The organism is Pseudomonas sp. 43A (genome assembly GCF_013363935.1).
Classification (GTDB): Bacteria; Pseudomonadota; Gammaproteobacteria; order Pseudomonadales; family Pseudomonadaceae; genus Aquipseudomonas; species Aquipseudomonas crudilactis.
In genome coordinates, this window is record NZ_CP054880.1 from 403841 (window position 1) to 417402 (window position 13562).

The 13562-nt window shown below is 61.0% G+C and carries 10 protein-coding genes; all 10 read left to right on the plus strand.

Annotated elements, in window-relative coordinates:
- Positions 1-122 precede the first annotated feature (122 nt).
- The 10 genes from HUW52_RS01770 to HUW52_RS01815 all read left to right on the plus strand — a co-directional run bounded on the left by HUW52_RS01770 (position 123) and on the right by HUW52_RS01815 (position 13525).
- Entirely contained in the window at positions 123-1472 is a 1350-nt protein-coding gene (locus HUW52_RS01770; RefSeq protein WP_016985554.1) for a TolC family outer membrane protein, read from the plus strand.
- Positions 1473-1506: 34 nt separating this feature from the next.
- Positions 1507-3663 carry a type I secretion system permease/ATPase gene (locus HUW52_RS01775; protein WP_034151793.1) on the plus strand — a complete coding sequence of 719 codons (2157 nt, stop codon included), beginning with the start codon at positions 1507-1509 and terminating at the stop codon, positions 3661-3663.
- A complete protein-coding gene (locus tag HUW52_RS01780) occupies positions 3653-5020 on the plus strand; it encodes an HlyD family type I secretion periplasmic adaptor subunit (RefSeq protein ID WP_007918311.1) in 1368 nt (455 codons plus the stop codon). The genes HUW52_RS01775 and HUW52_RS01780 overlap by 11 nt, the downstream gene beginning before the upstream one ends.
- Positions 5021-5389: 369 nt before the next feature.
- Complete coding sequence (locus tag HUW52_RS01785; protein WP_175552815.1) at positions 5390-6286, plus strand: TauD/TfdA family dioxygenase; 897 nt, start codon at positions 5390-5392, stop codon at positions 6284-6286.
- A gap of 22 nt (positions 6287-6308) precedes the next feature.
- Positions 6309-7169, plus strand: a complete 861-nt coding sequence (locus HUW52_RS01790; RefSeq protein ID WP_175552816.1) for an ABC transporter ATP-binding protein — start codon at positions 6309-6311, stop codon at positions 7167-7169.
- Between the two features lie 20 nt (positions 7170-7189).
- A complete protein-coding gene (locus HUW52_RS01795; protein ID WP_175552817.1) occupies positions 7190-8056 on the plus strand; it encodes an ABC transporter permease in 867 nt (288 codons plus the stop codon).
- A gap of 172 nt (positions 8057-8228) precedes the next feature.
- Positions 8229-9146, plus strand: coding sequence for a LysR family transcriptional regulator (locus HUW52_RS01800; protein ID WP_175552818.1), 918 nt, complete (start codon positions 8229-8231; stop codon positions 9144-9146).
- A gap of 189 nt (positions 9147-9335) precedes the next feature.
- A complete protein-coding gene (locus HUW52_RS01805) occupies positions 9336-10874 on the plus strand; it encodes an MFS transporter (RefSeq protein WP_175552819.1) in 1539 nt (512 codons plus the stop codon).
- Between the two features lie 27 nt (positions 10875-10901).
- A complete protein-coding gene (locus tag HUW52_RS01810; protein WP_175552820.1) occupies positions 10902-11972 on the plus strand; it encodes an HlyD family secretion protein in 1071 nt (356 codons plus the stop codon).
- Positions 11969-13525, plus strand: coding sequence for an efflux transporter outer membrane subunit (locus HUW52_RS01815; RefSeq protein ID WP_175552821.1), 1557 nt, complete (start codon positions 11969-11971; stop codon positions 13523-13525). Before HUW52_RS01810 ends, HUW52_RS01815 begins: the two co-directional genes overlap by 4 nt.
- Positions 13526-13562: the final 37 nt, after the last annotated feature.

Sequence of the window (13562 nt, forward strand, 5' to 3'; positions counted from 1 at the left end):
TCAGCGTGTGATCCAGTTCCTGTTTTGAACTTTCCGACATACGGTCAATCTGGTTGCCATCATCCGACGCAGCGCCACGTTTTGCTGTGATTCAAGACAAGAAGTTCTGGGAAATTCCTATCATGCGTTCGCCCCTGCTTTTCGCCGTACCCTTCGCCCTCGCCGCCTCTTTTGTACAAGCACAATCCTTACCAGAAGCCATGCAGCAGGCACTGGATGTCCATCCGGAAATCCAGGCAGGGGTCAACAGTCGTTTGGCGGCGGATTATCAATTAAGAGCGGCAAAAGGTGGATACCTGCCGAAGGTCGATCTGCTCGGCGGTTATGGCCGTGAGGGTACCGACAGCGTCACCACCCGCGCCAATTCCGGTAACCACTACGAAACCCTGAACCGTAGCGAGTCAAGTTTACGTCTCTCGCAAATGGTCTTTGACGGGTTTGCGACGTCCAGCGAAGTCGGCCGTCAACAAGCCACCGTCAACTCCCGCGCTTACTCGCTGCTCGGTACTTCCGAGCGTACCGCACTGACCGTCGCCCAGGTTTACCTGGACGTGTTGACCCGTCGTGAGTTCGTGCGTCTGGCCGAGGACAACCTCAAGAGCCACCAGCGCATCTACGACCAGATCCAGCTGCGCACCCAGCGCGGCGTCGGCAGCGGTGCCGACCTCGATCAGGCCGAAGCGCGGATGGCCCAGGCCCGCAACAACCTGATCACCGAGCAGACCAATCTGGCCGACTCGGAAACCAACTTCCTCAGCGCCGTCGGCCAGATGCCCGATCAACTCGAGCGGCCGGCGCCGTTCATGGCAATGATGCCGGCCAACCTCAACGAAGCGCGCCAGCAGATGCTGGAAAACAGCCCGATCCTGCGTTCGGCCGAATCAGACATCGCCGCTGCCGAGAAGCAGTACGAAACCGCCAAATCGACCTTCTACCCGCGTTTCGACGCCGAACTGGGCCGCACCGCCGACAACGATCTCGACGGCCAGAACGGTCACAACAACGAGTGGCAAGCCATGCTGCGCATGCGCTTCAACCTGTATTCCGGTGGCAGCAACAAGGCCGATCTGGAGTCCAAGTCGTACCTGTCGAACCAGGCGCTGGACATCCGCAACAACGCTTTGCGCCAGTTGAACGAAGAACTCGGTCTGGCCTGGAACGCCCTGAACAACGCCAACGCGCAGGTGCCGATCGCGCAGCAATACGTCGATCACAGCACCTCGGTGCGCACCGCCTACCAGCGTCAGTTCAGCCTCGGCGAACGGACCCTGCTCGATTTGCTCGACAGCGAAAACGAGTTGTTCACCGCTTCGCGGCGTCTGGCGGAAATCAAAAACATTCAGTTATTTACTCAGTACCGAATCAAGGCGACCATGGGCGAGTTGCTCAGAAGCCAGGGAGTGGTCGCACCGTTGGCATCCGTTGTGCAGAACGACGTGAAGCCCAAGGTCCAGCTGCCTGGGATGAATTGAGTTATCCCTTTTCAACTGTCAAAGAGTGTCGAGCGTGGAATCAGAAGTCAGTCGAGTTCAACTCAGTCATGATCCACGCGCGTTGCACGACGATCCGTTACTGGATGGCCTGCTCGCCCTTTGCATGCTCCATCAGAAACCCGCCAGCGCGGCGATGCTGACCACCGGCCTGCCGCTGCCCAAACAACGCCTGAGTGTCGAGTTGCTGCCCCGCGCGGCGGCTCGCGCCGGCCTGCAAGGGCGGGTGTTGCAGCGCAAACTGGAAGAAATTCCGGCGATCGCCATGCCGGCCTTGCTGCTGCTCAAGGATGGCCGCAGCGCCGTCCTGCTCGGTTGGCAAGGTGACAATGAAGCACGAGTCCTGCTCAGCGAAACCGACGGCGGCGAGTCCATCGTCAGCCGCGAACTGCTCGCCGACGATTACACCGGTAAAGTCTTCTTCGCTCAGCCGCAACACAAATTCGACGTCAACCACGGCACGCTGATTCCGCGTGCGCGCTCGTGGTTCCGCGACACCCTCAAGCGTTCGCGTTGGCTGTATGCCGATGCAATCGCCGCGAGTTTCCTGATCAACATCATCGCCATGGCCGCGCCGCTGTTCGTGATGAACGTCTACGACCGCGTGGTGCCGAACCAGGCCGAAGCGACCCTGTGGGTGCTGGCGCTGGGCATCACCGGTGCCTACATCTTCGACCTGGTCCTCAAGAGTCTGCGCGCCCTGTGCCTGGATCTGGCCGGGAAGAAAACCGACCTGATCATCTCCGCGACGCTGTTCGAGCGCATCGTCGGCATGGCGATGAAGTACCGCCCGGCGCGGGTCGGCAGCTTTGCGCAGAACATCCACGAGTTTCAGAGCCTGCGCGACTTCCTCGCCTCGCTGACCCTGACCAGCCTGATCGACCTGCCGTTCACCATCCTCATCTTTATCGTTATCGCCATTCTCGGCGGGCACTTGGTGTGGATTCCGGTGTTGGCTTTCCCGATTGCCTTGCTGATCGGCTACGCCTTGCAGAAGCCGCTGGTGGCAACCATGGAACGCACCATGGCCCTCGGTGCCGAGCGCCAGTCGAGCCTGATCGAAACCCTCGCCGGCCTTGATGCGGTGAAGGTCAACAACGCCGAGAGCGAACGCCAGTACCAGTGGGAGCAGACCATCGGCACCCTCAGTCGCCTCGAACTGCGGGTGAAAATGCTCTCCGGTCTGGCGATGAACATCACCCTGCTGATCCAGCAACTGGCCGGGGTGATCATGATCGTCTTCGGCGTCTACCAGATCATCGCCGGCAACCTGAGCATGGGCGGTCTGATTGCCTGCTACATGCTCAGCGGCCGCGCACTGAGCCCGCTGGCGTCGCTGTCGGGTCTGCTGACTCGCTATCAGCAAGCGCGGGTGACCATGACTTCGGTCGACCAGATGATGGAGCTGCCGCAAGAGCGCAACTTCGAAGAGCGCCCGCTGAGCCGCAAGGTTTTGCAGGGGGCGATCGAGTGCCGCCAGCTCAACTTCACTTACCCGGAACAACAGAACCCGGCGCTGAAGAACATCAATCTGGTGATCCGTCCCGGCGAAAAAATCGGCATCATCGGCCGCAGCGGCTCGGGCAAAAGCTCCCTCGCCAAATTGTTGGTCGGCCTGTATCAGCCGGACGACGGCGCGTTGCTGGTCGACGGCGTGGATATCCGCCAGATCGACGTCAGCGAACTGCGCTACAACATCGGCTACGTGCCGCAAGACATCCAGCTGCTGGCCGGCACCCTGCGTGACAACCTGGTCTCCGGCGCGCGTTATGTAGAAGACGAGCTGGTGCTGCAAGCCGCCGAACTGGCTGGCGTCCACGAATTCGCCCGTCTGCACCCGCAAGGCTATGAGCTGCAAGTCGGCGAGCGCGGGCAGAACCTCTCCGGCGGTCAACGACAGAACGTCGCGCTGGCTCGGGCCTTGTTGCTCAACCCACCGATTTTGCTGATGGACGAGCCGACCAGTGCGATGGACAACACCGGTGAAGAGCGCCTCAAGCAACGCCTCGCGGCGGTGATTGAAAACAAGACCGTGGTGCTGGTCACGCACCGGGCTTCACTGTTGTCGCTGGTCGATCGTCTGCTGGTGATCGACCGTGGACAGATTCTCGCCGATGGCCCGAAAGCCGCCGTGATGGAAGCGTTGAAGAAGGGGCAGATCAGTGTTGCTTAAGTCGGGTTTCAAGGATTCGATCCGTCGCTACTTCAAAGGCTCGGCATCGCTGCAGGGCCAGCCCCTGCCGGAGGTCAACAAGGCGCTGATCGAAGACGCCCCGCGCGTCGTGCGTCTGACCATCTGGGCGATCATCGGCTTCTTCATCTTCCTGCTGCTGTGGGCCAACTTCGCCGTGATCGACGAAGTGACCAAGGGCGACGGCAAGGCGATTCCATCGTCGAAGATTCAGAAAATCCAGAACCTTGAGGGCGGCATCATCTCCGAACTGTTCGTCAAGGAAGGCCAGATCGTCGAAGCCGGCGCACCGCTGATTCGTCTCGACGACACGCGATTTGCCTCCAACGTCGGCGAAACCGAGGCCGATCGCCTGTCGATGCTGCTGCGCGTAGAACGCCTCAGCGCCGAAGTCGATGACCGTCCGCTGAATTTCCCCGAAGACGTGCTCAAAGCCGTGCCGGGACAGGCAAAAAGCGAAGAGTCGCTGTACATCAGCCGCCGTCAGCAACTGCACGACGAGATCGGTGGTTTGCAGGAGCAGTTGATTCAGCGTCAGCAAGAGCTGCGCGAATTCGCCTCCAAGCAAGCGCAGTATCGTCAGCAGCTCGGCTTGCAGCGGCAGGAAATCAATATGTCCGAGCCGCTGGTGGCGCAGGGCGCGGTGTCGCCGGTGGAAGTGCTACGTCTGAAGCGTGCCGAGGTGGAAACCCGCGGTCAGCTGGATGCAACGACGCTGGCGATTCCGCGTGCCGAATCGGCGATCAAGGAAGTGCAGCGCAAGATCGACGAGACGCGCGGCAAATTCCGCAGCGAAGCGCTGACCCAGCTCAATGAGGCGCGCACCGACCTGAACAAGGCCAGTGCCACCGGCAAAGCGCTAGAAGACCGCGTCAGCCGCACGCTGGTGACATCGCCGGTGCGCGGCATCGTCAACAAGCTGCTGGTCAACACCATCGGCGGCGTGATCCAGCCGGGCAGCGACATGGTCGAAATCGTACCGCTGGACGACACCTTGCTCGTCGAAGCGAAGATCCGTCCGCAAGACATCGCGTTCCTGCACCCGGGACAGGAAGCGATCGTCAAATTCACCGCGTACGACTACACCATTTACGGCGGGCTCAAAGCCAAGCTCGAGCAGATCGGTGCCGACACCATCACCGACGAAGACAAGAAGACCACTTACTACATCATCAAGGTGCGCACTGAGCGCAGCCACTTGGGTACCGATGAAAAGCCGTTGCTGATCATCCCGGGGATGGTTGCGTCGGTGGACATCATTACCGGCAAGAAGTCGGTCTTGAGCTACCTGCTCAAGCCGATCATTCGCGCGCGGGCAGAGGCGTTGCACGAGCGCTAGATCTTCAGCGCTGCCACCGGCCTCTTCGCGAGCAAGCTCGCTCCCACAGTGTTTTGTGTTGAACGCGTAATCGTGTTCCAGCCGAGATCTCTGTGGGAGCGAGCTTGCTCGCGAAGGCGTCAGTCTGATCGCTGCATCTGTCAGTAAGTGACAAAAACCGTCACTCACCATCCAGTCCATTCCTCACCAATCGCCATATCGTTATTCATTAACGGTATTTAATTTATGATTCTTATAGCTATAAAGTCATCCCCCTGCGTACCTGCCGACCAATCGGCGCGCCGCACGACCTGAACCAACACGCAATCCAGCGTGAGTGTCTGATCGACGAGCGCGCCCGTGAGCGTGCCGTGCGTGGGAGATGGAAAGATGTCCGCAGCTACTGCTTCCCCAAGCGCCGCGACCGCCGCGCCGCAATTCTTTGAAATCCGCCCGTTCAGCGGTGCCGTCGGCGCCGAGATCATTGGCCTCGACCTTACCCGGCCGATCAATGACCAGGACTTTGCGCGCGTCCATCGCGCGCACCTGGATCACCATGTCGTGGTGTTCCGCGACCAGCAAATCACCCCGCAACAGCAAATCGACTTCAGCCGCCGCTTCGGTGTATTGCAGATCCATGTGCTCAAGCAATTCCTGCTGGCCAACCACCCGGAAATCCTCATCGTTTCCAACATCATCGAAAACGGCCAGAACATCGGCCTCGGTGATGCCGGCAAGTTCTGGCACTCCGACCTCTCTTATAAAGAGCTGCCGAGCCTCGGTTCGATGCTCCACGCGCAGGAGTTGCCGTCCGAGGGTGGCGACACCCTGTTCGCCGATATGCACAAAGCCTGGGACAGCTTGCCCGAGGCCTTGCGCAAAGCTGTTGAAGGTCGTTCGGCCGCGCATTCCTACACCGCCCGCTACAGCGAAACCAAATTCGAAGGCAACTGGCGCCCGACCCTGACCCCGGAGCAGCTGGCTCAGGTCGCGGAAGTGGTGCACCCAGTGGTGCGCACGCACCCGGAGAACGGACGTAAAGCCCTGTTCGTCAGCGAAGGCTTCACCACGCGCATCGTCGGCCTCCCGGAAGACGAGAGCCAGCAGCTGCTGAGCGAGCTCTACGCCCACAGCGTGCTGCCGCAAAACATCTACCGCCATCAGTGGCAGCCCCACGATCTGGTGTTCTGGGACAACCGCTCGCTGATTCATCTCGCCGCCGGCTGCCCCGCACACCTGCGCCGCAAGCTGTATCGCACGACCATTCAGGGCGACGCGCCTTTCTGATTCGCCGGAGATTGATCAAATAATGAACGCTCCCTTGCCAGGCCACGCGGCCAGCAACCCGATCGCCCGCAGCGACGCGTTGCTGGCGGTCGATCATGTCAGCCTCGAATATCGCACGCCGCAACGCGTGGTGCGCGCCACTCACCAGGTCAGTTTCGAAATCGATCCGGCCGATCGCTACGTGCTGCTCGGGCCGTCCGGTTGCGGCAAATCCACCTTGCTCAAAGCGGTGGCCGGGTTCATTCAACCGTGCGAAGGCGAGGTCCGTCTGCAAGGCCAGCGCGTCGACGCGCCGGGTCCGGACCGCATCGTAGTGTTTCAGGAATTCGATCAACTGCCGCCGTGGAAAACCGTCAAACAGAACGTGATGTTTCCGCTGCTGGCCTCACGCACCCTGAAGAAAAAAGAAGCCGAAGAGCGTGCGCTGCACTATCTGGAAAAGGTCGGCCTCGCGGCGTTCGCCGATGCTTATCCGCACACTTTGTCCGGCGGCATGAAGGCGCGCGTGGCGATTGCCCGGGCGCTGGCGATGCAACCGAAAATCCTGCTGATGGACGAACCATTCGCCGCACTCGATGCGCTGACTAGACGCAAGATGCAGGAAGAATTGCTGCTGCTCTGGGATGAGGTGCGCTTCACTCTGCTGTTTGTCACTCACTCGATTGAAGAGGCGCTGGTGGTCGGCAATCGCATCCTTTTGCTGTCGCCACATCCGGGGCGGGTGCGCGCTGAAGTGCACAGCCATCAATACGATTTGCACAGCTTGGGTGGCGTGGCGTTCCAGGAATCGGCGCGGCGCATTCATCGTCTGCTGTTCGATGAAGGCCAGTCGCCGGAAACCGAGCGCGACCACAACTTCAACGACATTCGTATTGCCTATTGAGCGGCCAGGAGGACTACCCGATGAGCCATTCATCATCTGTGCGTGAAGAATTCGAAGTTGTGCTGGAGCCGCTGACTGAAGTGCCGGTCGAGCGTGAACTGACGCTCGGCACGCGGCTGTGGCAACAGGGCTGGCTGCGTAAGGGCCTGATCCTGATTGTGCTGGCGGTGCTGTGGGAAGTGGTCGCGCGGATCCAGAACAATGACCTGATGCTGCCGAGTTTCCTGCAGACCAGTCACGCGCTGTTCGAGGGTCTGCTCAGTGGTGAGCTGCTGGCCAAGGTGTGGATATCGTTGGTGGTGCTGATCAAGGGGTATCTGATCGGCATTGTGCTGGCGTTTGCCCTGACCACGTTGGCGGTGTCGACGCAGTTGGGTCGCGATCTGCTGAGCACGATGACCTCGATGTTCAACCCGTTGCCGGCGATTGCCCTGTTGCCGCTGGCTTTGCTGTGGTTTGGCTTAGGGCAGAACAGCCTGATTTTCGTGTTGGTGCATTCGGTGTTGTGGGCGCTGGCGTTGAATACTTATGCCGGGTTTCTCGGGGTTTCCGAGACGCTGCGCATGGCTGGGCGCAATTACGGTTTGAAGGGTTTGCGGCTGGTGCTGTTCATCCTGATCCCGGCGGCGCTGCCGTCGATTCTGGCCGGGTTGAAGATCGGCTGGGCGTTTGCCTGGCGCACGTTGATCGCGGCGGAACTGGTGTTTGGTGCAACCAGTGGCAAGGGCGGGTTGGGTTGGTACATCTTTCAGAACCGCAATGAGCTGTACACCGATAAGGTGTTTGCCGGGTTGGCGGTGGTGATTTTGATCGGCTTGCTGGTGGAGAATCTGGTGTTCGATACGCTGGAGCGGGTGACCGTTAAGCGGTGGGGGATGCAGCGGTAACTCTGTGGCGTTGCGTCTGGCCCCTTCGCGAGCAAGCTCGCCCACAGGAGAATGCATTCCAAATGTGGGAGCGAGCTTGCTCGCGAAGGTGTCAGTAAGATCAACGCCTACTCTGAAAGATGTTTGCTAGCATTGCGCCCAGATCAATCCTGATCAGCCATGAGTGCTCAGCATGCAACTCCCGGACATGAACCTTCTGGTCGCCCTCGACGCCTTGCTCGACGAGGGCAGTGTGGTCGGCGCTGCACGGCGGATGAACCTCAGTCCGGCCGCCATGAGCCGCACCCTGACGCGGATCCGCGAAGCCATTGGTGATCCGATTCTGGTGCGCGCCGGCCGAGGCCTGGTGCCAACGCCCAAGGCGCTGGAGTTGCGCGAGCAAGTTCGCGATGTGGTCGAGCAGGCCGCGCTGCTGTTCCGCTCCGCTGACACCGTGGTACTGGGCACACTGCGCCGGCGCTTCAGCATCCGCGCCAATGACTTCTTCATCGGTGTCTACGGCGGCAAGCTGTTCGACACCCTCGATCAACTGGCGCCGCACTGCGAATTGCGTTTCGTCCCGGAAGGCGATGGCGATGATGAAGCGCTGCGCGAGGGGCGCATCGATCTGAGTGTCAGCAACACTCGGCCGGTCACCCCTGAGGTCAAAGTGCAGAACCTGTTCTCAACGCACTTCGTGGGACTGGTGCGCGAAGATCATCCATTGCTCGACGGTGAAATCACCGCCGAGCGCTACGCCGGGTTTTCCCATATCAGCATGTCGCGACGCGGCATCGCGCGCGGCCCGATCGATATGGCGCTGAATGCGCTAGGCCTGGAGCGGCGCGTGGCGGTGATCGCGCCGAGTTTCCATGCGGCGATGTTTGCGCTGCCCGATTCCGACCTGATCCTGCCAGTGCCCAAGGAAGCGCTGCTCAGTGTGCGCCGACTGGGTCTGAAACTGCGCTCATTCGACCTGCCAATCCCGTTGCCGACGCTGATGCTGACCCAGGCCTGGCACCCGCGCTTCGACAAGGATCCGGCACATCGCTGGCTGCGTGAAACCCTCAAGGCCTGTTGCGACGAAACGTGGCTGGCTGCACAACCCTAAGATCAAAAGATCGCAGCCTTCGGCAGCTCCTACATTGGAATGCATATCCCTGTAGGAGCTGCCGAAGGCTGCGATCTTTTGCTTTAATGATTGCGTCTGGCGCACTTATAACCTGCCAATAAGTCAATTTTCGTCATTGCCAAGCCCGACTAAGATGCTCCGGTATTTTTCCCTCCGGAGTGAGTATTCATGACATCCCTGACGGCGGCAGCGCCCATCGCTGCGACCAGCCCGGCGAAGGCGATCACGCCACCGGTGTTCGGGGCGCGGATCATCATCGGTCTGGTCGGCGTGCTGTTGGCGGTGCTGGTGTCGGGCCTCAACGAGATGGTCACCAAGGTCGCCCTCGCCGATATTCGCGGTGCGCTGCACATCGGTTACGACGAAGGCACCTGGCTGGTCGCCAGCTACACCGCCACCTCGGTCGCGGCCATGGCCTTCGCGCCGTGGTGTTCGGTGACCTTCTCGCTGCGCCGCTTCACCCTTTGCGCAATCAGCCTGTTCACCTTGCTTGGCGTGCTGTGCCCGTTTGCACCGAACTACGAAAGTCTGCTGCTGATGCGCACTTTGCAGGGGCTGGCCGGCGGTGCGCTGCCACCGATGCTGATGACCGTCGCCCTGCGTTTTCTGCCCGCCAATATCAAACTCTATGGCTTGGCCGGCTACGCACTGACGGCGACATTCGGCCCCGGCCTCGGCACGCCGCTGGCCGGTTTGTGGACGGAATACGTCGGCTGGCAGTGGACGTTCTGGCAAATCATCGTGCCTTGTCTGATCGCCATGGCGATGGTCGCGTGGGGCGTTCCGCAGGATCCGCTGCGTCTGGAACGCCTCAAATCGTTCAACTGGAAAGGCCTGCTGCTGGGGTTTCCGGCGATCTGCATGCTGGTGATCGGCCTGTTGCAGGGCAATCGACTGGACTGGTTCGAGTCGAGCCTGATCTGTGGATTGCTCGGTGCCGGCTCGCTGCTGCTGGTGGCGTTTCTGATCAATGAATGGTCGCAGCCGATTCCGTTTTTCAAACTGCAGATGCTCGGTATCCGCAACCTGTCGTTCGCCTTGATGACCCTGGCCGGTGTGCTGATAGTTCTGCAGGCGGTGGTGTTGATTCCGTCGAGTTATCTGGCGCAGGTGCAGGGTTATCGGCCGGCGCAGACCGCACCGATCATGCTGATCGCCGCATTGCCTCAACTGATTGCGCTGCCATTGGTGGCAGCGTTGTGCAACCTGCGCTGGGTCGATTGCCGCTGGGTGCTTGGCATGGGTTTGAGCATGTTGACGCTGTCCTGCCTGGGCGGATCGCTGCTGACTTCAGAATGGATTCGCGACAATTTCTACGTCCTGCAATGGCTGCAGATCTTCGGTCAGCCGATGTCGGTGTTGCCGCTGTTGATGTTGTCCACGGGCAGCATCCAGCCGCAGGACGGGCCGTTCGCCTCCGCGTGGTTCAACACGGTGAAAGGCTTGGCGGCCGTGGTCGCTACCGGGGTGATCGAGGCGCTGACCACCGCGCGCCTGCATTTCCACTCAACCATGCTGGTCGACAGCCTCGGCAACTCGCCGCTGGCCGATCGCAGTGATCCAGGTCTTGCCCATCGTCTGCATGAACAGGCCGTGGTGCTGACCGCATCCGATCTTTATGTGTGCATGGCCGGCGTCGCGGTGGCGCTGATCCTGCTGATTTTCTGGCTGCCGACGCGGATCTTTCCGCCGCGCGCGCCGACCTGATTGCTGCACTGAACAATGAAGGTTTTTATGACGACTCAAGCAAAGCAAAAACTCGCGGTGGCCGTGGCGGCCGCGCTGGCTGTTGGCGTGCTGGTGTATCTGGCGCTGCCCGGCTTGTTTGGCAAGCGGACCCAGCAAAATACCAACGATGCATTCGTCTCCGCCGACTACACCCTGGTGGTGCCGCGCGTGGCCGGTTTCATCAAGGAGGTATTGGTAGAGGACAACCAGCAAGTGAAGGCCGGGCAGTTGCTGGCGCTGATCGATGATCGCGATCTGCGCGCCTCAGCCGAAGCGGCGGACGCGCAAACCCTGGTCGCGCGAGCGCAGTTGCAGAACGCCAAAGCGACGCTGGAACGCCAGACGTCGGTGATCGCCCAGGCGCAAGCTTCGGTGGTCTCAGCCAAGGCTGAAATGGCTTTCGCTCAGCAGGAATTGAATCGCTACAACCATTTGGCGGGCGTTGGCGCCGGCACCGTGCAAAACGCGCAACAGGCGCGCACTCGCATCGATCAGGCCACGGCTCATCTCGACACCGCCACCGCGAAGCTGGCGGCAGAGCGCAAACAAGTCGATATCCTCACCGCTCAACGTGACGCCGCCGAAGGCAGTCTGAAACACGCACAAGCGGCACTGGAAATCGCCAGTTTTGAACTCTCCTACACGCGTATCACCGCGCCGCAGGACGGCATGATCGGCGAACGCGCCGTGCGCGTCGGCGCCTATGTGACGCCGGGCAGCAAGTTGCTGGCGGTGGTGCCGCTGAAACAGGCTTACGTGGTGGCCAATTTTCAGGAAACACAGCTGACTGACGTGCAGCCGGGGCAGGAAGTGCAGGTGCGCGTCGACAGTCTTGGCGGCGAAGCGTTGAGCGGTCGCGTCGAGAGCATTGCCCCTGCCACCGGGGTGACCTTTGCGGCGGTGAAACCGGATAACGCCACCGGCAACTTCACTAAAGTGGTGCAGCGGATTCCGGTGAAGATCATGCTCGAGCCGGGCCAGCCGTTGGCTGAACGCTTGCGGGTGGGGATGTCGGTGGAAGCGAGTATTGATACCAAAAGCTCGGCGACACCCGTGCGTGAGGTGACTCAGCGATGATTGTTGTTGAATCGACTGACATCTTCGCGAGCAAGCTCGCTCCCACATTGGATCTCGGCAACACTACAAACCTCCTGTGGGAGCGAGCCTGCTCGCGAAGAGGCCTGTGGCAGCAAATCAGTTTGAGTACCTTGCTCGCAGTGAGCCTCACCGCTTGCACAGTAGGCCCTGATTTCCAGAAGCCCGAAGCCACACAAATCGCCGACTGGGCCAAACCCGCCAAATCCGCCCCCAGCAAAGCCGTCAGCGAGCCCCTGAACGAACGCTGGTGGGAAGTCTTCCACGACGCGCAACTGTCAGCGCTGACCCAGCGCGCTGTGCGCAGTAACCTCGACCTGCAACTGGCCAGCAGCCGTCTGCAACAAAGCCGCGCCGCCCGCCAGGTCATCACCGCTGACCGCTATCCGAACACGGCGGCCACCGGCAGTTACTCGCGCGAACGCAACAGCGGCACAGGCCTGAGCGATCCGTCCGGGCATAACGGCGATTCCGCTTTCAACCTGTGGGACGCCGGTTTCTCCGCCTCGTGGGAGCTGGATTTCTGGGGCCGCGTGCGCCGCGAAACCGAAGCTGCCGACGCCAACCTCGAAGTCGCCGAAAACGACCGTCGCGGTGTGTTGCTGGTGGTGCTGGCTGACACCGCACAAAACTACATTCAGCTGCGCGGTGTGCAGAACACCCGCGCCGTCACCGAGCAGAACCTCGACGTCGCCCGGCACAGCCTGAAACTTTCGCAACTACGACTGGCCGACGGGGTGGCGACTGATCTCGATGTCGCTGAAGCCGCTGCGCAAGTCGCGGCGATTGAGTCGCGCTTGCCGGCGCTGGAACAACGTCAATCGCAGTTGATCAACGCGATCAGCCTGTTGATGGGCGAACCACCACAAGCCTTGGCCAAGGAGTTATCCACCGACGCCGCCGTGCCGCAGTCCCCTCTGCAGGTTGCCATCGGCCTGCCGTCGCAACTGGCTGAACGCCGCCCGGACATCCGTCAGGCCGAAGCGCGTCTGCACGCCGCCACCGCCAACATCGGCGTGGCCAAGGGCGATTTCTATCCGCGCATCACCCTGTCCGGCAACCTCGGCTCACAAGCCATGCAACTCAGCGATTTCGGCTCGTGGGGCTCGCGGGCCTTCGGCATCGGCCCACAATTCAGCCTGCCGCTGTTCGACGGCGGACGCCTGCGCGGTGTGCTGCAACTGCGTGAAGCGCAGCAGCAGGAAGCGGCCGTCGCCTACCAGCAAACCGTACTGCGTGCCTGGCACGAAATCGACGATCAACTGACTGCCTACAACGCCAGCCAGCGCCGCCGCGATAGCCTCGCCGAAGCCGTCCGCCAGAACCAGATCGCACTGCGCACCGCCCAACAGCAATACGTCGAAGGTGTGGTCGATTTCGTCAACGTCCTCACCGTGCAAGGCGCGTTGCTGGCGACGCAGGAACAGTGGGTGGAGAGTTCGACCGGTGTTTCGTTGGCGATGGTCGGCTTGTACAAGGCGTTGGGCGGGGGATGGGAGTCGGTGTATCCGGCAGGAGGGATGGCGCAGCTTTGAGGTTTCCGCTAGAGGGTGAAGGCTAATAAAGCATTTC

Coding starts and splice junctions, on each gene's coding strand:
- HUW52_RS01770 (WP_016985554.1), top strand. CDS start 123: ATGCGTTCGCCCCTGCTTTTCGCCGTACCCTTCGCCCTCGCCGCCTCT.
- HUW52_RS01785 (WP_175552815.1), top strand. CDS start 5,390: ATGTCCGCAGCTACTGCTTCCCCAAGCGCCGCGACCGCCGCGCCGCAA.
- HUW52_RS01790 (WP_175552816.1), top strand. CDS start 6,309: ATGAACGCTCCCTTGCCAGGCCACGCGGCCAGCAACCCGATCGCCCGC.
- HUW52_RS01795 (WP_175552817.1), top strand. CDS start 7,190: ATGAGCCATTCATCATCTGTGCGTGAAGAATTCGAAGTTGTGCTGGAG.
- HUW52_RS01800 (WP_175552818.1), top strand. CDS start 8,229: ATGCAACTCCCGGACATGAACCTTCTGGTCGCCCTCGACGCCTTGCTC.
- HUW52_RS01805 (WP_175552819.1), top strand. CDS start 9,336: ATGACATCCCTGACGGCGGCAGCGCCCATCGCTGCGACCAGCCCGGCG.
- HUW52_RS01810 (WP_175552820.1), top strand. CDS start 10,902: ATGACGACTCAAGCAAAGCAAAAACTCGCGGTGGCCGTGGCGGCCGCG.
- HUW52_RS01815 (WP_175552821.1), top strand. CDS start 11,969: ATGATTGTTGTTGAATCGACTGACATCTTCGCGAGCAAGCTCGCTCCC.